23 protein-coding genes and 1 tRNA gene are annotated in these 20718 nt (G+C 65.7%); 12 read left to right on the top strand and 12 right to left on the bottom strand.

From position 1 onward, the window contains the following. Positions 1-242 precede the first annotated feature (242 nt). Positions 243-668, top strand: coding sequence for a hypothetical protein (locus tag OKW38_RS11160; protein ID WP_429361474.1), 426 nt, complete (start codon positions 243-245; stop codon positions 666-668). A gap of 64 nt (positions 669-732) precedes the next feature. Here OKW38_RS11160 and OKW38_RS11165 read toward each other — a convergent pair whose 3' ends face one another. Both OKW38_RS11165 and OKW38_RS11170 read right to left on the bottom strand, forming a co-directional pair. Further along, positions 733-1869 (bottom strand): enoyl-CoA hydratase/isomerase family protein, encoded by a 1137-nt coding sequence (locus tag OKW38_RS11165; RefSeq protein ID WP_429361475.1) that lies wholly within the window; start codon positions 1867-1869, stop codon positions 733-735. Between the two features lie 46 nt (positions 1870-1915). Beyond that, positions 1916-2764: a TetR/AcrR family transcriptional regulator gene (locus OKW38_RS11170; RefSeq protein ID WP_429361476.1), complete on the bottom strand. Its 849-nt coding sequence runs from the start codon at positions 2762-2764 to the stop codon at positions 1916-1918. Positions 2765-2907: 143 nt separating this feature from the next. Between OKW38_RS11170 and OKW38_RS11175 the strand changes: the two genes are divergently transcribed. Then, a complete protein-coding gene (locus tag OKW38_RS11175; RefSeq protein ID WP_429361477.1) occupies positions 2908-3882 on the top strand; it encodes an NAD-dependent epimerase/dehydratase family protein in 975 nt (324 codons plus the stop codon). Positions 3883-3975: 93 nt separating this feature from the next. Here the strand turns inward: OKW38_RS11175 and OKW38_RS11180 are convergent, their stop codons facing one another. Together OKW38_RS11180 and OKW38_RS11185 are read right to left on the bottom strand one after the other, a co-directional pair. Next, complete coding sequence (locus OKW38_RS11180; RefSeq protein ID WP_184029285.1) at positions 3976-4260, bottom strand: DUF1488 domain-containing protein; 285 nt, start codon at positions 4258-4260, stop codon at positions 3976-3978. A gap of 197 nt (positions 4261-4457) precedes the next feature. After that, positions 4458-4745 carry a hypothetical protein gene (locus OKW38_RS11185; protein ID WP_429361478.1) on the bottom strand — a complete coding sequence of 96 codons (288 nt, stop codon included), beginning with the start codon at positions 4743-4745 and terminating at the stop codon, positions 4458-4460. A gap of 303 nt (positions 4746-5048) precedes the next feature. Here OKW38_RS11185 and OKW38_RS11190 point away from each other — a divergent pair, with 303 nt between their 5' ends. Together OKW38_RS11190 and OKW38_RS11195 are read left to right on the top strand one after the other, a co-directional pair. Continuing rightward, positions 5049-5240: a hypothetical protein gene (locus OKW38_RS11190; RefSeq protein ID WP_090804358.1), complete on the top strand. Its 192-nt coding sequence runs from the start codon at positions 5049-5051 to the stop codon at positions 5238-5240. 81 nt (positions 5241-5321) lie between these two features. After that, positions 5322-5711, top strand: coding sequence for a hypothetical protein (locus OKW38_RS11195; RefSeq protein ID WP_090805720.1), 390 nt, complete (start codon positions 5322-5324; stop codon positions 5709-5711). Positions 5712-5757: 46 nt separating this feature from the next. Here OKW38_RS11195 and OKW38_RS11200 read toward each other — a convergent pair whose 3' ends face one another. Next, the gene (locus tag OKW38_RS11200; protein ID WP_373685677.1) at positions 5758-6090 is read right to left on the bottom strand and encodes a DMT family transporter; all 333 of its coding nucleotides are present in this window, start codon (positions 6088-6090) and stop codon (positions 5758-5760) included. A gap of 10 nt (positions 6091-6100) precedes the next feature. Next, positions 6101-6598 carry a heme-degrading domain-containing protein gene (locus OKW38_RS11205; protein WP_429361480.1) on the bottom strand — a complete coding sequence of 166 codons (498 nt, stop codon included), beginning with the start codon at positions 6596-6598 and terminating at the stop codon, positions 6101-6103. 223 nt (positions 6599-6821) lie between these two features. Between OKW38_RS11205 and OKW38_RS11210 the strand changes: the two genes are divergently transcribed. From OKW38_RS11210 to OKW38_RS11240, 7 genes are all read left to right on the top strand, one after another. Continuing rightward, positions 6822-6898 (top strand) — tRNA-Met (locus OKW38_RS11210). A gap of 360 nt (positions 6899-7258) precedes the next feature. Further along, entirely contained in the window at positions 7259-7804 is a 546-nt protein-coding gene (locus tag OKW38_RS11215) for an NUDIX hydrolase (protein WP_090804352.1), read from the top strand. A gap of 9 nt (positions 7805-7813) precedes the next feature. Continuing rightward, on the top strand, positions 7814-8551 hold the full coding sequence (gene aat / locus OKW38_RS11220; protein ID WP_090804350.1) for a leucyl/phenylalanyl-tRNA--protein transferase: 738 nt from the start codon (positions 7814-7816) through the stop codon (positions 8549-8551). A gap of 101 nt (positions 8552-8652) precedes the next feature. Further along, complete coding sequence (locus OKW38_RS11225; RefSeq protein ID WP_184029302.1) at positions 8653-9498, top strand: arginyltransferase; 846 nt, start codon at positions 8653-8655, stop codon at positions 9496-9498. 125 nt (positions 9499-9623) lie between these two features. Next, positions 9624-10646 carry a quinone-dependent dihydroorotate dehydrogenase gene (locus tag OKW38_RS11230; RefSeq protein WP_429361482.1) on the top strand — a complete coding sequence of 341 codons (1023 nt, stop codon included), beginning with the start codon at positions 9624-9626 and terminating at the stop codon, positions 10644-10646. A gap of 106 nt (positions 10647-10752) precedes the next feature. Next, positions 10753-11547, top strand: coding sequence for a cystine ABC transporter substrate-binding protein (locus OKW38_RS11235; RefSeq protein WP_429361483.1), 795 nt, complete (start codon positions 10753-10755; stop codon positions 11545-11547). 195 nt (positions 11548-11742) lie between these two features. Then, positions 11743-12402, top strand: coding sequence for an amino acid ABC transporter permease (locus OKW38_RS11240; protein ID WP_090804344.1), 660 nt, complete (start codon positions 11743-11745; stop codon positions 12400-12402). A gap of 34 nt (positions 12403-12436) precedes the next feature. On the opposite strand, the gene OKW38_RS11245 is transcribed toward OKW38_RS11240, so the two are convergent. From OKW38_RS11245 to OKW38_RS11265, 5 genes are all read right to left on the bottom strand, one after another. Further along, positions 12437-13483: a Gfo/Idh/MocA family protein gene (locus OKW38_RS11245; protein ID WP_429361485.1), complete on the bottom strand. Its 1047-nt coding sequence runs from the start codon at positions 13481-13483 to the stop codon at positions 12437-12439. Between the two features lie 183 nt (positions 13484-13666). Further along, positions 13667-14386, bottom strand: a complete 720-nt coding sequence (locus tag OKW38_RS11250) for a FadR/GntR family transcriptional regulator (RefSeq protein ID WP_090804340.1) — start codon at positions 14384-14386, stop codon at positions 13667-13669. A gap of 140 nt (positions 14387-14526) precedes the next feature. Further along, positions 14527-14760 (bottom strand): hypothetical protein, encoded by a 234-nt coding sequence (locus tag OKW38_RS11255; protein WP_090804338.1) that lies wholly within the window; start codon positions 14758-14760, stop codon positions 14527-14529. Then, positions 14760-15902: a mannose-1-phosphate guanylyltransferase gene (locus OKW38_RS11260; protein ID WP_429361486.1), complete on the bottom strand. Its 1143-nt coding sequence runs from the start codon at positions 15900-15902 to the stop codon at positions 14760-14762. Before OKW38_RS11260 ends, OKW38_RS11255 begins: the two co-directional genes overlap by 1 nt. Positions 15903-16038: 136 nt before the next feature. Continuing rightward, on the bottom strand, positions 16039-17901 hold the full coding sequence (locus OKW38_RS11265; protein WP_429361487.1) for an alpha/beta fold hydrolase: 1863 nt from the start codon (positions 17899-17901) through the stop codon (positions 16039-16041). Positions 17902-18374: 473 nt separating this feature from the next. Between OKW38_RS11265 and OKW38_RS11270 the strand changes: the two genes are divergently transcribed. Then, positions 18375-19844, top strand: a complete 1470-nt coding sequence (locus OKW38_RS11270; RefSeq protein WP_429336319.1) for an oligosaccharide flippase family protein — start codon at positions 18375-18377, stop codon at positions 19842-19844. A 98-nt stretch (positions 19845-19942) separates the two neighbouring features. Here the strand turns inward: OKW38_RS11270 and OKW38_RS11275 are convergent, their stop codons facing one another. After that, positions 19943-20476 (bottom strand): GNAT family N-acetyltransferase, encoded by a 534-nt coding sequence (locus OKW38_RS11275; RefSeq protein WP_429336318.1) that lies wholly within the window; start codon positions 20474-20476, stop codon positions 19943-19945. Positions 20477-20718: the final 242 nt, after the last annotated feature.

Consider the following 20718-nt stretch of genomic DNA (forward strand, 5'->3'; position numbering starts at 1 on the left):
GGACGACGGCGACACCCGAGCCGTCTGCATGAGGAAACAGTCTATGGAGCGGTCCGCGGCTTTTGAACGATTTTATTGAGCTTAGGATTTCCGCTTTCGTGATTAGCCCGGTTCTACCGCATACGGTTGTTGCGCTTTATACACGCGGCCCCGGCCGCCCAACCCCGGTCGATATAATGGCGCTCGTTTCCAATCACCCGGTACAGGTCTTGCGAGTCGCCTGTACGTTGCCGGTGCAATGCATGCAAAAAATTATTCTGCCGTTCGTCGCCGGTTTTCTGGCTTCTTTGTTCTTTCGCGAATCGACGCTGGCGCTGATGCACGCTGCCGGCATGATCGACCCCGGCGGTTTTTCGACCGCGCCGTTTTTGCCGCTCGGCCTGCCTGAGTTCATCGCGAACGCAATCTGGAGCGCGTGCTGGGCCGTGCTGATGGCCTGGCTGCTGCGCGTCGCGCCGCATCGGCGCGCGCCGTGGGTACCCGCGTTCGTGTTCGGCGGCATCGTGCTGACGGCGGCGAGCGTGTTCGTCGTCGATCCGCTGCGCGGCATCTGGCCGAGCGGCAACATGCTGCCGCGCCTCGCGGTGGGCTTCACGGCGAACGCGATGTGGGGCTGGGGTGCGCTCGTGTTCATGCGCGCGTTCATGGCGAGCGAGGCAGAGGAATAAGCGCGGCGAACATGAATTCGCGCAACGCGTAGATTCGCGCGGACGGGTTCGCGAGGCCGCGCGTTCAGCCGCGCAGAGCGCCCAGCGGGTGCTCGTTCGCCGGCCACGGGCTGTCGAACATCTGCTCCACATCGGCCCGGTTGACGTCCTCGATGCGCGCGAAACGCCAGCGCGGCGCGTTGTCCTTATCGATGATGCGTGCGCGAATGCCTTCCACCGTATCGCCGCGCAGAAAGCTCGAGCGCGTCAGATCGAGATCAGTGCGCAGCACGTCGGCCATCGACCCTTCCGCGCGCGTGACCACTTCGAGCGAGACCGCCATCGACAGCGGCGAGCGCTCGCGCAGCACCGCAATCGTCTGCTCGGCCCACTCCGCCGCGTCGCCACCGCGCTCGCGTTCCTGTTCGAGCGACTTGAGTATCCGCGCGACGTCGGGCAGCGCGAAATGCCGGTCGATCAACGTCCGCGCCTTCGCGAGCGCGCTCTCCTCGGGCCGCGGCGCGACCTGATACGCGAGCGTCTCGCGCTCGACGCACGCAACCACATCAGCACCGCGCTCGAACGGTTCGCGGCTCAACCTATCGACGAGCGCGGGCAACGCCGCGTCGTCGATGTAGGCATCGGCGAGGCCCGCGTACAGCGCGTCGGCCGCGCCGATCGTCTCGCCGGTCACCGCCAGATAGCGGCCGATCGCGCCGGGCGTGCGCGCGAGATACCAGCTCGCGCCGACATCCGGAAAGAGGCCGATACGGGTTTCGGGCATCGCCATCTTCGTCGATTGCGTGACGACGCGCAGGCCGCCGGTGCGATGTGCGCCCTGCGAAATGCCCACGCCGCCGCCCATCACGATGCCGTTCATCAACGCGATATACGGCTTCGGATACACGAAGATCGCGTGATTGAGCCGGTATTCCTCGCTGAAGAACGTATCGCGCGCCTCCTGGTCGCCGGTTTGCGCCGCTTCGTACATGAAGCGGATGTCGCCGCCCGCGCAGAACGCGCGCTCGTGCCGGCTGCGCACGACGACGGCCAGCACCTCGGGGTTCTCGCGCCACTGGTCGAGCGCCGCGTGGATCGCGCGGATCATGCCGGTCGACAGCGCGTTCAGCGCTTTCGGCCGCTCCAGTTCGATGAGACCGATGCGGTTGGCTACGTGGGTCGCGATTTCGTCGCTAGTGGCGGGCAAGGCGGACGTGGACATGGAGAACTGGGCGCGGCGGCGCGGCATGAGGTGGAACCGAACGTTATCACGGGCCTGCCGCTTTGCGTTTGGTGGGGAGCTCGGGGGCCGGGTCCGTGGAGCCGGCCGACTTGGCGTGGCGCCGCGCGACGGTTTTTTTGCCGCGGACTGCGGCACTGTTCGATGCGCCCGCCGCCACGGCCTGCGGCACACCGAGCCATGCGTCGAGCGTCACGCCGACGAGCGTCTCGAGCGGCGCGCTCGGAAACACCGGGCACGTGAGATTCAGCGCGACGATGCCATGCAGACTCGCCCACAACGCCTCGGCCCAGATGGCCGGCTCCATCGATGCGACCGACGCCGACAGACGCCCCGCTGCTCGCAATTCGTCGAGCGCGTCGATCATGATGTGCAGCGCGGCGTCGCCGGGATCGTCGTCGGCAACGCCGCCGGCGGCGTTGCCCAGGGAGGCGGTCGAACCACCGGTCCCGGCGTTCGCGCTTGTGTCGCCCGTGTTGCCGTCGTGTTTGCCAGTGCCAACCCCGCCCCTGAGCGCCGCGCCGGTATAGCTCGGGTCCTCCATGAAAATCAGCCGGTACGTTTCAGGATGCTCGACGCCAAACGCGACGTACGCGCGCCCGAGCGCCTTCAGCCGTTCGGCGGGGTCCGCGATCTGCACGAGCGGCACGAAGGTCGCGAGCAACTGCGCGTAGCCTTCGGCGCACAAGGCCCGCGCGATGTCGTCGCGACTCGCGAAATGCAGATACAACGTGGCGGGCGAATATTCGATCGCGTCAGCGATCTTGCGCATCGACAGCGCGGCAAAGCCCTCGCCCACGACGATGCGCCGCGCGGCATCGAGGATGCGTTCGCGCAGTGCCTGCTTCTGGCGGTTTTTTCGTTCGGCGATTCCCATGACTCGCAATTTTCAGATTGACAAACTGAAAAGTCAATTTAAACTGAACATCGTTTACTGAACAATGTTCAGTAAATTTTCATCTGTCAAATCGAGCAGCCACGAGCGCGCGACGATGTCGCGCCGCCATCTGAGGAGTCGTCATGCAAGCCACGGGAAAGGTCGGTTTATTCGGTGCAGCGGGCGCTGCGGGTCAAAGCATCGCGACGGCGCTTGGCGCGGCGGGCCGCGATTACCGGGTGGTCGGCCGCTCGCGCGAGGTATTGCAACGGACTTTCGGTGACGACCCGCACGCGGAGATCGTCACCTGGAACCCCGACGACCCCGCCTCGATCCGCGCCGCGGCCGCCGGTCTGCAGACCGTGATCTACCTCGTCGGCGTGCCCTACGACCAGTTCGCGCAGCACCCGCCGTTGATGGAGAAAACGCTGGCTGGCGTGACGGCCGCCGGTGTCGAGCGCTTCATTCTGATCGGCACCGTGTATCCGTATGGCCGCGCGCGCGGCAACCCGGTCCGCGAAGATCATCCGCGCGAGCCGCACACGTTCAAGGGCCGCATGCGGCTTGAACAGGAAAAGCTCGTGCTGGCCGCGCATGGCCAGAAAGGTCTCGAAACGCTGGTATTGCGACTGCCCGATTTCTACGGACCGTGGGTCGAGCGCAGCCTGTTGCACGGTGTCTTCGTTGGCGCCGCTACCGGCAAGCGCGCGCAGGTGCTCGGTCCCGTCGACGTACCGCACGAATTCATCTACCTGCCGGATGTCGGTCCCGTGGTCGAACGACTCACGCGCACGCCCGAAGCCTACGGCCGCTGGTGGCATCTCGCGGGCGCCGGCACGATCACGCAGCGCGAGGTGGCTCGCGAGGCCTACGCGCTCGCGGGCTCCAGGCCGAAGCTGATGGTGGCCGGCAAGGGCATGCTGCGCGTGCTCGGGCTATTCAATCCGCTGATGCGCGAGTTGGTCGAGATGAACTATCTGATGACCGAGCCGGTCGTGCTCGATGATTCGGCGCTGGCGACGTTGATCGGGCCGCTCAGGAAGACGTCGTATCAGGAAGGGATCAGGCGGTGCTTCGAAGCGGCTCGCGAGGTAGTGCCGGCACGCGACATGAATTAGCGGCAAGGCGTTGGCGATGCGTAGGTGAAGTGAAAACCGCAGAGATGGACCTGCACCCGGCCTCTGGCGCCGACGGTCCGTAGGCAGGTCCGCTTAGCCTGCCATCTGCCCCGGCGGAAAGTGGCCACTCTTGAGCAGCACGGGTGTGCCGTTACTGATCTGCAGATGCTCACGCGCAACGGCCTCGATGCGCGGCCGGCCCGCATCGAACGCGCGCAGCCAGCCGTCGAGGTCCTCGCTGTAAGCGCCGAAATGATCCTCGAGCGCTTCCACCGAGATCGCGCACGGCACCGGCTCACCGTCCACCAGCGCGGAAAACACGACGGTCAGGTTGGAGTCGCGGTAAGCAGGCGCGTCTTCGGGAAAACGGATTTTCATGGTCGCCTCGTCAGAAGTTGGCGGCGGGAACGCAGCTTGCGCAGAAGGCCCTGCGCGCCGCCGATCCTCGCAAGTCCCGCTATGGTACTCGCGCCGCCGGATCACGGTCCAGCGCGCGCGGGGGCCTGATTCAGGGCATCGCGCGCTGCCTTGGCGAGCCCATCGGCGGGCTCTTTGCACGGAAATCGCCGACACGCTCACGGCCCATCCAGCAATCGGTCGACATACTCGCGGGCCGCCCGTTCGACGAACGCGAGCGCCTCTTCTTCACTGTCGAAGCGTTGCCGGTCGCCGAGCTCGAGCAGCGTTTCCATCCGGTGCGGATCGTCCGGGCCGAGCTCAGCGAGGCTGACCGTGCCGACGTAAGTACCGTCCGCTTTGGTGTGCGCGTCGCCCGACGGGCCCGACGTGCTGCCCGCTGGCACGAGGCGCGCGGCGGCGCTGATGTAATAGCCGCGATAAGGGCCACTGACCCGTTCAGCCATCTTCGTCCTCCTGTTGCGGTTGCAAAGCTGGCGCCAGTCGCAACGGCGCCGCCCTGATGCTTCAGCATGCGGCGCGCCGCTGCACTGGGTGTGTGCGGGCGGCCCGTCCCATAACGATAAGGCGCGTTGCAGCGCGATAAGTTCTGCTCGCGAGACGCGCCCCCCGCGCCGCGCCAAAAGAGCCGCGCCAAAGAACCGCGCCGCACTTCAGCCGCGCGCGCTGGTCGAACGGTCCATACCGGCATGCTCCATGCTGTCGCACGGTACCTGTTACGACGCCATTTCGAGGCCAGCGAGCGCAATATGGGAAAATATTTTCTGCACGATCATGAACTGCCCGAGCCGGATGCGGCGAACCGCTGGTTCGAGTACGCCGAAAGTCACGGCATCGACATCCCGAAAGCGATCGGCATCTGGGAAGACGCAGCCACTGAAGAAGGCGCGGAAGCCCGGCGGCTCCTCAACGCGGCGGGCATCACGGTCGAAATGACCTGAGCCGTGACGCGCGCCCTCGCGGTCCACAGCGGCCGACCCGACCCGGCAGCCCCCTCTATCTGAATGAAAGGACACAACACGATGCAATTCACGACGCAACCGCGACGCGCCGGCCGATTCCACCGCCTCCGATCCAGCGCCGCGCTTGCCCTCGTGCGTCGCGCGTCGCTGTCGGCCGCCTTGCCCGCCGCGCTGCTGCTCGCCGCGGGACTGGGCGGCTGCGCGTCGTCGAACACGACCACGCTGATCAATCTGCCCAACGGCCAGACCGGCTTCGCGGTCAACTGCAGCGGCGCCGACGCCGGCTCGAGTTGGGCCTCGTGCTACGTGCAAGCGGGTAAGGCCTGCGGCGCGACCGGCTACGACATCGTGTCGAAGGACAACGACGAAGGCGGCACCGCCGGCGGCAGCGTCACGAACGTGGCGTCGGCGAACGTGAAGGGCCGCTCGATGATCGTGCGCTGCAAGTAAGTCGATTTACGTGCCTGGCGGCAATCGCGGCGGCTGGCGCGGGCGCTCAATGCGCCTGCATCTTCGAAAAGAGATTCAACACCGCGACGCCAGCGACGATCAATCCCAGCCCGATGATCGCCGGCACGTCGGGTACCTGCCGGTACAGCACTAGCGCGACCAGCGTGATCAGCACGATGCCCGCGCCGGACCAGATCGCGTAGACGATGCCGACTGGAATGCTTCGGAGCGTCAACGACAGGCAATAGAACGCGATGCCGTAGCCGAGCACGACGACCATCGACGGCAGCAGCCGTGAAAAGCCGTCCGAGGCCCGCATCGCGGAAGTCGCAATCACTTCGGCGACGATCGCGATCGCGAGCAGCGCATACGGGGGTATGCGCATCGCGTCAGTTTTTCGCGAGCGCGAGCTTGCCGTAGTCGTGACCGAGATGCGCGCACAGCGCTTCGACCACGAGTTCATGATCGGCGCGCTGCGGCAGACCGGACACCGTGATCGAACCGATCACGCCCGCCCCTTCCACCGCCAGCGGAAACGCGCCGCCGTGCGATGCGTACTCGGTGGCCGGCAGTCCGTGCTTGTCGGCGAGCGTCGCGCCCGCGAACTGCATTTTCAGACCGATCGCGTACGAGCTACGGCGAAATTGCGCGACCGTGTTGCCCTTGCGGCGCGCCCAGTCGACGTTGTCGGGCGTCGCGCCGTCGAGCAGGCTGAAGAACAGCGGCTGGCCGAACGTGCGCACGTCGATCGCAGCGGCAATGCCGCGCGCTTTCGCGACTTCGTGCAGATACGCGCCGACTTGCCACGCGCGGTCGGCATCGAAGCGGGGAAACACGAGGGTCTTTTCCTGAATGGCGATGACCTGCAGGTCGTGAGCGATATCCATGGGGTTCAGAACGGGTCGGGGCATCAGAGTCAAAGGGGCCGCCGTCGTGAAGATCCGGCGAGCCGCGTGGAGAATCTGAATTCTAGCGCAGCGTCCGCGCACGGCTTTCCAGAGCCTTTCCGATAGGCGACGTCGTGCGGGCAGAGCGAAGCGCAATGAAGCCAATTCTTACATGGCTATTGCGCTGGTCGTATGGCTGGTCTATAATCTTTTCTTCGACGGACGCGGGGTGGAGCAGTCTGGCAGCTCGTCGGGCTCATAACCCGAAGGTCGTAGGTTCAAATCCTACCCCCGCAACCAACCGAAATCATTGAAGGGTTACAACGCATTGGCGTGTAACCCTTTTTTGTTTTTGTGGCCTTGGTCTGGCGATCCCCTTGACCGCCCCACCCTCAGGCGAAAAAAAGCGCGTCAACTGAATGACGCGCCAAGCCACGGGGCAATGTCCAAGAGAGAAAAGACGACTGCGGTGGACGCGGTGGCCTCCATCGCAACCATCAGGACCGATGCCATCAGCGCATCCAAAAATCGACTGTCAATCAATGTCAGACACGACGGCGCTCGCCGCCTTGGACGTCGTCTCGCGCAGCCCCTGTCGGCGCCTCAGTAATCCCTCGCCCCGGTGATAAACTCCTATCACCCTTTCTCGTCCCCTTTCCAATGAAATTCTGTTCTGTCTGCGGCCACGGCGTCAGTCTGAGCATTCCGCCGGGCGACAATCGCGAGCGCTTCGTATGCGGCAGTTGCGGCACCGTGCATTATCAGAATCCGCGTAACGTGGTCGGCACCGTTCCCGTGTGGGACGACAAGGTGCTGCTGTGCCGTCGCGCGATCGAGCCGCGCTACGGTTACTGGACACTGCCCGCCGGCTTCATGGAAATGGGAGAAACGACGGCCGAAGCCGCCTCGCGCGAAACGCTCGAGGAAGCCGGCGCCCGCGTCGAGGTGCAGAACCTGTTTTCGCTGCTGAATGTGCCGCACGTGCATCAGGTACATCTGTTCTACATGGCGCGGCTGCTCGATCTCGACGTCGTCGCCGGCGAGGAAAGCCTCGAAGTGAAGCTGTTCGAGGAGCACGAGATTCCGTGGGATGAGATCGCGTTTCCGACCGTCGGCCAGACGCTGCGCTTTTTTTTCGCCGACCGCGCGGCCGGCAGTTTCGGCCTGCATACCGGCGACATCTTCCGCTCCCTGCGCGAAGGCTGAGCGGCGCGCATGGTTCCCTGGCTCGGAGCTGACGACCCGTTTCCGCCCGTCGAGCGCGCGCTCGGCGCCGCGAGCGGCGCGCCCGGTCTGCTGGCGGCAAGCGGCGATCTGCTGCCGTCGCGCCTCATCGACGCGTATCGGCGCGGCATCTTCCCGTGGTATTCGGACGGCCAGCCGGTGTTGTGGTGGAGCCCCGATCCGCGCATGATCCTGCGCCCCGCCGAGTTCAAGGTGTCGCCATCGCTGCGCAAGACGCTCAAGCGCGTGTTGCGCGACGACGCGTGGGAAATCCGCGTCGATCACGATTTCGCCGCCGTGATGCGCGCCTGCGCGCAGGCGCCGCGCCACGGTCAGCGCGGCACGTGGATCACCGCCGACGTCGTCGAAGCCTATTCGTCGCTGCACCGCCTGGGCGAGGCGCACAGCATCGAAACCTGGCTCGAGGGCAAGCGTGTAGCGGGATTGTATGGCGTGTCGCTCGGGCGGATGTTCTTCGGCGAGTCGATGTACACCGACGTCACCGACGGCTCGAAAATGGCGCTGGCCGCGCTGGTCGGCCACTTGCGACGTCACGAAATAGAAATGATAGACTGCCAGCAGAACACGTCGCATCTGGCGTCGCTCGGCGGCCGCGAGATAGCGCGCAAGGCGTTTGTCGCGCATGTTCGCGCGTCTGTCGGCGCGCCGGCCATCCCGTGGCGCTTCGACAAGACCGCCCTGCTCGACATCCTCGCGCGGGCGGCGTAGGAAAAATCAGGCCGAATCCGGTCCGCCGCCCATCGAATAGCGGCATCAACCGCCGGGCGTGCCGGGTTTGCATTACCAGAGACGCTTCGAGAGCTGCCAACGTGACTCACCCCAACGAGCTGCCTCTTTCTCCGCTTTCCGCGCTGCAATTTTATGCAACGGCGCCCTATCCCTGCAGTTACCTGGACGGCCGCATCGCGCGCTCGCAGGTCGCCACACCCAGTCACCTGATCAATTCGGACGTCTATACCGACCTCGTCAAGGCGGGCTTCCGGCGCTCGGGCGTGTTCACGTATCGCCCGTATTGCGACGGCTGCCGCGCGTGCGTGCCGGTGCGCGTGCCGGTCGAGCGTTTTCAGCCGAACCGCACGCAGCGGCGTGTATGGAGAAAGCACGGCGACCTGATTGCGACCGTCGCGCCGCTGCACTACGACGAGGAGCATTACGCGCTGTATATGCGCTACCAGTCGGCGCGCCACGCGGGCGGCGGCATGGATCGCGACAGCCGCGACCAGTACGAGCAGTTCCTGCTGCAAAGCCGGATCAACTCGCGGCTCGTCGAGTTTCGTGAGCCAGCGCCGCTGCAGCCCGATGGGCGACCTGACGGGCGACCTGACGCGCGGGGCGCGCTGCGCATGATCAGCATGATCGATATCCTCGGCGACGGGTTGTCGTCGGTGTACACGTTCTTCGAGCCGAGCCTGCCGCACGCGAGCTTCGGCACCTACAACATCTTCTGGCAGATCGAGCAGGCGCGCAGCCTGAACCTGCCCTACGTGTATCTCGGCTACTGGATTCGCGAAAGCCCGAAAATGGCGTACAAGGCGAATTTCCGGCCGCTCGAAGGCTTGATCGACGGCGCGTGGCGCGTGCTCGATCCGGCCAGCATCGACCTGCCGCCGGTCGATTTCGCGATGCATGGACGACGCGGGCCGCTCAGGCCGTAGTCGAGGCGCCGGCCGTCGAGTCGTTGCCGGGTCCTGCGTCGCCGGCAACGGCCCCACCAGTCTCATCCAAGCCCAAAGCCGGTAAAATAGCGGGTTCCCATTTTCCGGCCGTCCGGCTTCATCCCGTGCTCAGCTCCCTTTATCCGCTCGTTCGCGCCCAACTCTTTCGCATGGACGCGGAAGACGCTCACCATCTGACTTTGCGCATGCTCGGCGCCGCCGGTCGCGCCGGCCTCGCTGGCGCGCTCGCGGCGCGCGTGCCGGATTCGCCGCGCACCCTGATGGGCCTGACGTTCCGAAACCCGGTCGGACTCGCGGCGGGCCTCGACAAAGACGGCGCGTGTATCGACGGTCTGGCGGCGCTCGGCTTCGGCTTCATCGAAGTGGGCACCGTGACGCCGCGCGCGCAGCCGGGCAATCCGCGTCCGCGCATGTTCCGGCTGCCGCAGGCGAACGCGGTGATCAACCGGATGGGCTTTAACAACGCCGGCGTCGACCAGTTCGTGAAGAACGTCCAGGCCGCGCGCTATCGCGGCATCCTCGGTCTTAATATCGGCAAGAACGCCGACACGCCGATCGAGCGCGCCGCTGAAGACTATCTGTACTGCCTCGAGCGCGTGTACCCGTTCGCGAGCTACGTGACGGTCAACATCTCGTCGCCGAATACGAAGAACCTGCGCCAGCTGCAGGGCGCCGACGAACTCGACGCGCTGCTCGCCGCGCTGAAGGACAAGCAGCAAAGACTCGCCGACATGCACGGCAAGCTCGTGCCGCTCGCACTGAAGATCGCGCCCGACCTCGACGACGAGCAGGTCAAGTCGATCGCCGACACCTTGCTGCGCCACAAATTCGAAGGCGTCATCGCGACCAACACTACGCTGTCGCGCACCGCCGTCGCCGGCATGCGGCATGCTGACGAAGCCGGCGGCCTGTCGGGCAAGCCGGTGTTCGACGCGTCGAACGAGGTGATCCGCAAGCTGCGCGCCGAAGTCGGCGAGGCGGTGCCGATCATCGGCGTCGGCGGCATTTTCTCGGGCGACGATGCGCGCGCGAAGCTCGCGGCCGGCGCGTCGCTGGTGCAGCTTTATACTGGTTTCATCTACCGCGGTCCGGCGCTCGTCGCCGAATGCGCGCAGGCGTTGCGCTAGGCATCCGCGCCGCTGCATATAGACATAAACAAACGGTATTTAGGTTGCGATAGGCTCGTTTGCTATGCTCTCGACCGTCAAAACATCAGACGTACAAAGGAACATGATGAAATTCGGCCTGTTGAAGAAGCTCCTCGCCACCGCGCTGATCGGCGCGTCGCTGAGCGCCGTTACCGCGCACGCGGAAGACCTGCTCGACCAGGTCAAGCAGCGCGGCACGCTGCGCATCGGTCTCGAAGGCACCTTCCCGCCGTTCAACTCGAAAGCGCCGTCGGGCGAACTGGTCGGCTATGACGTCGACATCGCCAAGGCGGTCGCGGCCAAGCTCGGCGTGAAGCCCGAGTTCGTCACGACCGAGTGGAGCGGCATCATCGCCGGTCTGCAGGCGGGCAAGTTCGATGTGATCGTCAACCAGGTCGGCATCACCGACGCGCGCAAGCAGACGCTCGACTTCTCCCCGGCGTACACGTACTCGGCGGCGCAACTGATCCAGCGCAAGAACGACACGCGCCAGTTCACCTCGCTCGAAGACCTGAAGGGCAAGAAGCTCGGCGTCGGTCTCGGCACGAACTACATGGACATGGCGAAGGCAGTGCCGGGCATCGACGTGAAGACCTACCCGGGCGCACCCGAATACCTGCGTGATCTGGCCGCCGGCCGGCTCGACGCGGCGTTGAACGACCGTCTGATGCTCGCGTACCTGCTGAAGAACTCGAACCTGCCGCTGCGCACCGGCGCGAACGTCGGCCCGGGCAACCCGTCGGGCATTCCGTTCAGAAAGGGCAACCCGAAGTTCGCGCAGGCGATCGACGACGCAATGACCCAGCTCGAAGCGGACGGCACCTTCACGAAGATCTCGGACAAGTGGTTCGGCATCGACGTCAGCAAGCCGATCAAGTAACACGCGTGGAGTCGAACGAAGGGCGGCATCGATGGCGATGCCGCCCTTCGCGCTTTTTGCGGCCCACGCGAGCTGCGGGAGCCGCGGGAGCCAAACCGCGCGCCGCGTATACCCCGAGCCGCATCGCGCGGCCCGCGCCTGAGCGCGCGCCAAAGTTTATGATGTGCGCTTTGTGCGTCAATAAGAACACTGCCCATGTCCATCACATCCCTGCTGCTCCAATCAGTGCCGGTGCTCGCACAAGGCGCGCTGCTGACGATCAAGTTCGCGATCCTGTCGATGATCTTCGGCCTGATCGGCGGCGCCATGCTCGCGCTGATGGGCATCAGCCACAGCCGTCCGCTGAACTGGATCGCGCGCGTCTATGTGAGCGTGATGCGCGGCACGCCGCTGCTCGTGCAGATCTTCGTGATTTACTACGGTCTGCCGAGCTTCGGCATTTCGCTCGATCCGACGCCGGCCGGCGTGATCGCGCTGTCGGCGAACGTCGCCGCGTATCTGTCCGAGAGCATGCGCGGCGCGATTCTGGGCATCCACCAGGGCCAGTGGCTCGCCTCGTACAGCCTCGGGCTGTCGCGGCGTCAGACGCTGCGCTACGTGATCGCGCCGCAGGCGCTGCGCATCGCGGTGCCGAGTCTGTCGAACAGCCTGATCAGCCTGATCAAGGACACCTCGCTCGTGTCCGTCATCACGGTGACCGAGTTGCTGCGCAGCGCGCAGGAAATCATCGCGTCGACCTACCAGCCGCTGCCGCTTTATCTTGCGGCCGCGGCCGTGTACTGGGTGCTGTGTCAGGTGCTCGAGTGGGCGCAGCGCTGGTACGAGCGGCGGCTGTCGCTGCCGACGCGGCACTGAGCGCCGCCCACTCCTTTTCGTTGCCCCCAGCGGCTCATTCCCCAGCGAACTTGAGCCCCAACGCCGCGCGCGCCGCGTCGGCCATCGCGATCATCTGTCGCGACGTGTCGTGCGGCATCAGCGGACTCTCCAGCACACCCGCGCGAATCAGCTCGCAAAAGTGCGCGGTCTCGTAGTTCAAGCCGCCGCCTTCGAACGGTTCGTCGAGTTCGACGACCCCGCCATCCGCATAACGGATCGTCGCGCGCGACGGGTTCCACCACGGCTCGTGCAGCGTCACGTGACCGCCTTGGGCCATCAGCAGCGCATCGCCCTTGCCATGCAGATCGAGCCCGCAGAATAGCTGCGCGATACCACCGCGCTCGTGCTGGCTGTTCAGACTCGCGAACGTATCGACGCCGGTCGCGCCAAGCCGGCCGAAGCTCTGCACGTCGCGTGGCGCGCCGAGCCAGTCGACCGCGAGAAACATCTCGTAGATGCCGATATCGAGCAGCGCGCCGCCCGCGTGCTCGAACGACAGCGACGGATGATCGGCCGGCACGCCCGGCACCGAGCAGCCCGCGCGCACGAGCCCGACCTCGCCGATCGGCTCGGCCGCGAGGCGCTCGCGCAACCTTCTGTAGAGCGGATAGAACGGCGGCTTCATCGCTTCCATGAAGAGCCGTTGCGATGCGCGCGCGGAGTCGAGCACGCGCTCGAGCTGCGGACGATTGATACACGCGGGTTTCTCGCACAGCACGTGCAGCCCCGCTTGCAACGCGGCGATCGCATAGTCGGCGTGACTGTCCTGCAGCGTCGCGATATAGAGCGCGTCGATGCCGCTCGCGAGCAGAGTGTCGAAACTGGCGCAGACGGCGCCGCCGAATTCATCGGCGAACGCCCGGGCCGGTTCCACGCGACGCGACCACAGCGCCGCGAGCCGCGTCCGCGGCACGAACGCGAGCCCTTGCGCGAAGCGGCGCGCAATCCGGCCGGTGCCGACGATCCCCCAGCGGATCTCGCGCGATGAAGTGGTGTCCCGCGCTGCCCGATCGGTCGGTTGGGTGCTGGCTGCGTGCAGTGCCGCTGTCGTATCTGTCATCGTGTGTGCAAAGGTCCATGCGGTTCGGAACAGCCGCTATTGTCACCGATGCCGCTTGCGAACGCGGCGAACCCGGCCGATCGAACCATCCGGCATCACTGCCGCGCACCGACCTTCGACACCCCACCCCGCCGCTCCCGCCGGACATTGACAGATACGCTCAGCCCGCGCTCGCAATCACGCTCAAACCCGCGCCGGCGGCTCCGCGGAAAACCGCCCGCCGACCTCCTCGGCCGCGTAATCGATCATCGCGAGCGCAGCGATCTCGGCCTCCTTCGGATCGCGCCGCTCGATCGCTTCGATGACGCGTTGATGCGATGCGATCGCACTCTCCCACAGCCCTTCCCGGTCGTGCACGACCGGATTGAGGGTCGACAGCGCGCCGCGAATGATCGCCGCCATCTGCTTAAAGAACTGGTTGCCGCTCGCGATCACGATGCGCGTATGGAACAGCTCGTCGGCTTCCTGATAGCCGGCCTCGCCCGGACGGATCATGCGAAACGCCTCGAACGCCTCGCGAATCGCCGCGACTTCCGCGGCACTGCCGCGCGCGGCCGCCTGCGCCGACGCGCGCGGTTCGATCAGCATGCGAAACTCGATCACGTCACGCAGAAACATCGGATCGGGCTTTGCACGGAAACGCCAATTGACGACGTCCTCGTCGATCATGCGCCAGTCGCTCATCGGCCGGATGCGCGTGCCGATCTTCGGCCGCACGTCGAGCATGTCGCGCGCGAGCAGCATCGATAGCGCCTCGCGCATCACGGTGCGGCTCACATCGAATTCCTTCGACAGCACATCCTGCGGCGGCAGAATCGCGCCGTATTTTTCCTCGACGATGCCGCTGACGAGCCCGTCCATGACTTTGCTCACCAACGAGCGATCCTTGTTTGCGTGTTCCATGACATATCCCCGAAGCGGTGTTGACCCCGCGTGGCCTGTTGATTGAAGGGCCCGTACGTATCTGTTATGCCAATAGAATCGTTTTTCGATACGTTGCAAGCTTCGAAACGGATGCGCCAGTGGGACACTTCCTGACAGGGTTATCCCTCTGAAGATTTGTTTCGTTCGTGTAACGCCATCTGTTTCGCCAGGCACAAAGCTCGCTCGTCAAAGCGTGCCTGCGTTGTGGGGTTTGAATTGTGCGCATTCGCACGTTGGCGTGATGAAATTGTCTGATTTGCACGGACGTGGTCGGACGCCTGCGTGTTCCGGCGAACAAAGATCGGCTCCTGCGCCTCCGACAGCACGCTGACGCCGAACAGCTCGGCGTCCATCAGCCGTGCAAGCGCACGATGTCGTCTTCGCCGGGAGCGCCGCCCGACTGCACCTCGATGATTTCCAGCGGCGTCTTGCCAGCATTTTCGAGCCGATGCCTGACGCCCAGCGGAATCAACGTCGACTGATTCTCCGACAGCAGGAAGCGCTCGTCGCCGTCCTTGCTCGACGCGTCCCACACCGAGTCCCAGGCGCCGGTGTCCGACCAGCCCGCGTCGAGCGGCACCGTCACGCCGACGAGACTCGCGTCGGTGCCCATGCGCTCCATCACCGCATAGTCGACTGAGTCGGACGGACACGCGGCGAACGCGTCGCGCGCGAGATGCAGCGCGCCGGCCTCGTCGATGCTCGCGCCTGCGAATGCGTCCTTGCAGGCCGCCGCGATCAGCGGACGGCACAGGCCGATCGCGTCGAGCCACACCGACGCGCGCACCACGAACATGCCGCTGTTCCACCAGTACTCGCCCGACGCGAAGTAGCGCTCGGCCAGCTCGGCATCGGGCTTCTCGACGAAGCGCTCGATCGTCCGCGCGCCCCGGTTTCCCAAGGCCGCGGCGGTGCGGATATAGCTGTAGCCGGTCGCCGCGCGCTGCGGCGGCACGCCGAGCGTGACGATCGCGCCCCGCCAAGCATGCGCGAGCGCTTCCTTGAGCGCCGCGCCGAACGCCGCTTGATCGGCGATCGGATGATCGGCGGGCAGCGCGACCAGCATCGGATCGTCGCCGGCCGCGGCCGACGCGCGCGCGGCGTGCGCCGCGACGGTCAGCGCCGGCGCGGTGTTGCGCGCCATCGGTTCGAGCAGTATGCGCACCGGCTTGCGGTACTGCTCGACGCGCTCGAGCGTCGGCAGCCGCAGTTCCTCGCAACAGACCACCAGCGGCGCGGCGGGCGGCGTGGTGCGGGCCGCGTCGGGCGCGGCCGGGTCGAACGCATCGTCGAGCCGGCGCAGCGTCGCTTCGAGCAGCGACTGGTCGCCCATCAGCCCGATCCGCTGCTTCGGATTGGGTTCGCGCGACAGCGGCCACAGCCTCGCACCGGAGCCGCTCGCTAGAATCACCGGTTGCACGGTCAGTTCGCGCAGCGCGGCGGCGGTCCCAGCCTGCGGCGCGGGCGGATTACCTGGTTCTACCATTCGATTCATTTGCGATCCTGTCGAATCCAGATCCTGTTCACGGGCCGGCATGACGCCAGCAAGTGCCTCGTGGTCGCACGCGCGTTCAGTCGTATGCGCGCGACACACAGTGCGGCCTGGGCGCCCCTGTCTGTCCGCGTGCTCCCTATGCTTCTCCGAACGGACGCAACGCCCCCGCGGCGCGATGTTCATCGTGCTCCGGGTGCTGCCTGTGCAGCTCGCCGTCGAGCGCCGCGCTGTCGGGCTGACGCAGCTTCGTGAAGCCGCCGCGATAGACGTTCTCGACGTACGACATGATGTTTTCCTGCGCCACCGACGACAGGATCGCGTGATCGGTGTGCTTGCAGAAGGCCACGTGAATGCGCGTGAAGCGCGCGAGCCGCGTGCCGCGCACGCCGAAGTAGCGCTCGAGCTCCTCGACGCCTTCGTCCAGCACACCGAACACCAGGTGCGTGTCGACGCCCCGTGCCTCTAGGTTCGCGAACAGATGCCGCTCGTCACGCGCGCCGAATTCGAGGCCACACAGTTGCTCGATCCGGTCGGCCAGCGTTTCGCCGGTCCGCGCGAGCTGGCGTACCACCAGCTCGCGCACGAGGCCCCAGCCGCCCGTCTCGCCCTTGAGCACGCGCAGCCATTTGCCCGGCTGCTTCATCGAGCGCAGGTAGTTGCGCGTCGAGCCGAACGCGGACACCGGGATCATCGGCTTGCCGTGTTCGTCGCAGACGTTACGCCATCTGAACTTCTGCACGTTGACGATCACCGCGCCCACCACCGCCGCTTCGCGCATCGCCGCATGCAGGCCGGCGTAGGCTCCCGAGCAGATGCCGAGCAGCAGCGCGCCCGCATGACCGCGCGCGGCAAGCCAGCGCGACGCGTACGCGGCGTCGCCGACACTCGACTGAGAGTACAGCGCGTCGAGGCTCAACGTGTCGCACGACGGCATGCTGTCGCCGACACCACGGACGTCGATGCGCAGCGACGCGATCCCCTGGCGTGCGAGACGCCGCGCGAAATGGACGCCGAAACGCCCGTTGCCGATCCGCGACACCGCGCCGGTATTGAGCAGCAGCACCGCCGGGGCGCGCGCCGCCGCGGCGCCGTCGGGCCGGCAGTAGATGCCGAACACCTTGCCCTCGTTCAGCCACACCGGCGTCTCGTGCAGCCTCGGCGCGACATAGTGGCCGCCCGCCGGCTCTTCGCCCCGCTCAGGCACGCGCGCCACCGTTCGGGCCGTTTGCGCGTTCCCCGCCAGCAGCCAGTTCTCGATGGTCTCGAACGCGGCGTGCGGTATTTCGCTTTCGAGCGGTTCCATCATAAAGCGGCTGTATTCGTCGAACGGGTGACGCTCGAGCTCGACGCCATGTTCGCTGTAATGCGCGGCGAGCGCACCGGCGCGCGCCGGGTTCAGTGAATCGAGCAGCAGCACGCGCGCGGCCGGCCGGCTCGTCGCGCGATACAGATCCGCCGCGTGCAGGCTTTGCAGCGTGTCGCGATACATGCGAAAGCCATACGCTTCGACGAACTCGTCGGTATCGGGCTCGACCACGCAATCCATCGCGGCCGGATCGTTCAACCACTGCCGGTAATGCGCGCGCAATTCGCGCTGGTAAGTCTTGCCCGACAGCACCGGCGACATCAGCACGAGACCGTGCACATCCCCAAGTTCCTGCGCGGCAAGCGCGGCCAGCATGCCGCCGAGACGCAGACCGCACACGCTGACACGCTCGACGCCGGTCGCCTCGCGCAGTTGCGCGACCGCCTGCTTCACGCTGTCGATCCATGCGCGCCACAGGCCGGCGTCGGTCGGGTCGCCGGCTGAATCGCCGGTCGCCGGGTAGTCGAAGCGCAGCACCGGCATGCCGCGCGCGGCGAGGCGCTCGGCGAGCCGGCGCATGCCGCGATACGTGCACAGCGTGTCGTAGCCAAACGGGGAACACATCACAACGCCATCCGGGCCGTTGGCTGGATGCAACCAGCCGAATTTGCCGTCGAAGACGATGGGTCTCACGGTCCGCTCCTTACTCTTCCTTTTCAAATGATTACAACAAAGGTGCTCTCGCGCATATGTACGTCGCGCCACATTAGTTTGGGTTCCGAATCGCGCTGCGCTGGCGTGTGTCGATGAGCGTGCTGTGCAGTGCAGTGCAGCATGCCCCGCGTGTGGACCGACGCGCGGCGGATCGCGTCGGTCATGCGCTGTGGTCGATGCCGGCGGCTGCGTGCAGCGTGCCGCGAGCATTACGTGATGGAGACGGCGCGGGCGCGCTTAGGAATGCTCCGCAATGCGGTGCGCGCGGCCGGCTCGTGGCCAACCACTGCGCTACCCTATGAGCTTTGCCATTTAACCCCCTGCCGATCGCGGCTATCTGTACGGCCACCCACACAGTCACGCGGCGCCCGGGGGCAAGATGCAAGACCTGCGACGCGTTGATGCCGCCGCGTATGTCCGCGCGGCCCTTCTCACCGGCCCGGCAATGGAACATGGAACGAAGCATCGTCAGGAACATCTTCATCAACCTTGCCGGCGCCGTCGCGCCGACCTTCGTTTCCCTCGTGACCGTGCCCACCTACATTCATCTGCTGGGCGCCGAGCGTTACGGGGTGATCAATCTGGTGTGGGCGCTGATCGGCTACTTCAGCGTCCTCGATCTGGGCACCAGTCTGGCGACCGAAAACCAGATCGCCAAGGCTCGCGCGGCCAGCGACGATTCGATCGAACCGATCTTCTGGAGTGCGTGGTTCATGAATCTCGGTACCGGCATCATCGGCGGCGCGCTGATTTATGCCGGAGCCATTGTCTACATCACCTACGGCGTGAAAATCGAGCCGACGTTCCAGCATGAAGTGATGGCGAGCCTGCCGTGGATCGCGGTCGCTGTGCCGATCGCGAACGTGACCTGGGTGTTCGCGGGCGCGATTACCGGCGTCGAGTGCTTCACGAGCTACAACATCAACCAGACGCTCGGCACCGCGCTGTTCCAGTTGCTGCCGATCGCGGCGGTCCTCTGCTTTTCGCCGTCACTGGCGATCGCGATTCCAGCCGCCGTGATCGCGCGTTTCGTCGGCGGCCTGATGCTGGGCGTGGCCGCCATTCGCGCGCTCGGCATTCGCCGTATGCAGATGCCGCAATGGCGCTTGATGATCGGGCTGTTCCGCAACGGCCGCTGGCTGCTGATGTTTTCCGGCGCCAACATGATCGCGTCGACGCTCGACCGCGTGTTCATCGGCGGACTGCTCGGCGCGCGCTTCGTCACTTACTACGCGACGCCGCAAAACCTGATCAATCGATTGAACCTGCTGCCGCTCGCGATGGTGCGCACCCTGTTTCCGCGACTGTCGGCGGCGTCGCGCGAGGATGCGGATGCGCTCGCGCACAACGCGCTCGCGTTTCTCAATGGAGCATTTACGCCATGCGTGATCATCGCGCTGTTCGCGCTGAAGCCGTTTTTGCTGCTGTGGCTCGGACCGCAGCTCGCCGCCGCGGCGCCGGTCGCGAGCGTGCTGATCCTCGGCGTGTGGCTGAGCGGCCAGTCGAGCATCCTCGGCAGCCTGTTGCAGGCGCAGACCCATCCCGTGGCAGTGGCGAGCGTCAGTTGGCTTCAGTTGCCGTTCTTTACCGGCGCGTTATGGTGCGGCATCCACTGGTTCGGCATCATGGGCGCGGCGGTCGTCGTCGTGCTGAAGGTGCTGCTCGATTACTCGGTGTTGCTCGCGTTCTCACGGCTGCATGCATGGACGATCGTGCGCAACATGCTCGCGCATCTCGCGTTTCTGCTCGTCGCGCTCGCGCTCGCGGATTCGATCAGCGCGTTGCTGTTGGCGATCGTCGTCGCGCTCGCGTTGAGCGCGGCGAACTTCGGTATGTCGCTGCGCGGGTCGAGCGAGTTGCGCGACGCGCTGTACAGGCTCTGGCTGCGTTGCGCGCCGTCGTCCGGACGGGCACGAGGCTGAGTCCCGGCGCGCGCAATCAATGACGCCGGTCCACCGCTCGTTCACGGTCGGTGGACCTGAATGCCAAGGCTGAAAACACGTACCCAGCCGACCCGGCATCACAACAGTTCGAACGTATTGACGAACGATGCGCCGTCGCGCTCGCGGCGCCTCGGACCGAAGCGCGCCTGAGCGCCGCGCACCTGACGCGTGAGACCGATGAACGGCATACCGTGTTCGAGGTACGGTCCCTCCGTCTTGCGAAAGCCGAACTGCTCGTAGAACCCGCGCAAGCCAAGCGGTGCGCTCACGCGCGTGGCGCGGCCCGGCCAGCGTTGGGCGACCGCTTCGAGCACACGCTCGATCAGCATCTCGGCGGTGCCGTCGCCGCGCCGCAGCGGACTCGTCAGCACCTTGTCGATCGTCACTTCCGGATCTTCGGAGTCGCCGGGCTGCACCCGCGCATAGGCGAGCACCGGCATCGGCCGCGCCATGTCTTCGACCGCGAACACATGCAAGGCCTGCTCGTCGCGACCGTCCGCGTCGAGGCACACATGCGACTGCTCGACGACGAATACCGCACTGCGCGCACGCAGCACGACATACAACTCACGTGCAGATAGCTGATCGAACTCCAGCGTTTTCCAGTTCATCACGCCCCCGGCTGTCAAAATTTTCGGCGGGTCCGGCGATGCCTGCCGTGCGCGACGGCAGGCCGATCCATGACGGTCCCTCATCATCGACTACACGGTAACGTGCGCTAAAGATGTGCTTCCGTGCGCCATCGCACTGACGCTCGGGGTTGACGATCCTTAAATACGAGCCAACGAAGCGCAGCCTTGCCACGTTCGCCCGGTAGCGCAGATGGCTTCACGCAGGCCCGCCTGCAACACTG

The organism is Paraburkholderia sp. MM5496-R1 (assembly GCF_050436205.1).
GTDB classification, from domain to species: Bacteria; Pseudomonadota; Gammaproteobacteria; order Burkholderiales; family Burkholderiaceae; genus Paraburkholderia; species Paraburkholderia tuberum.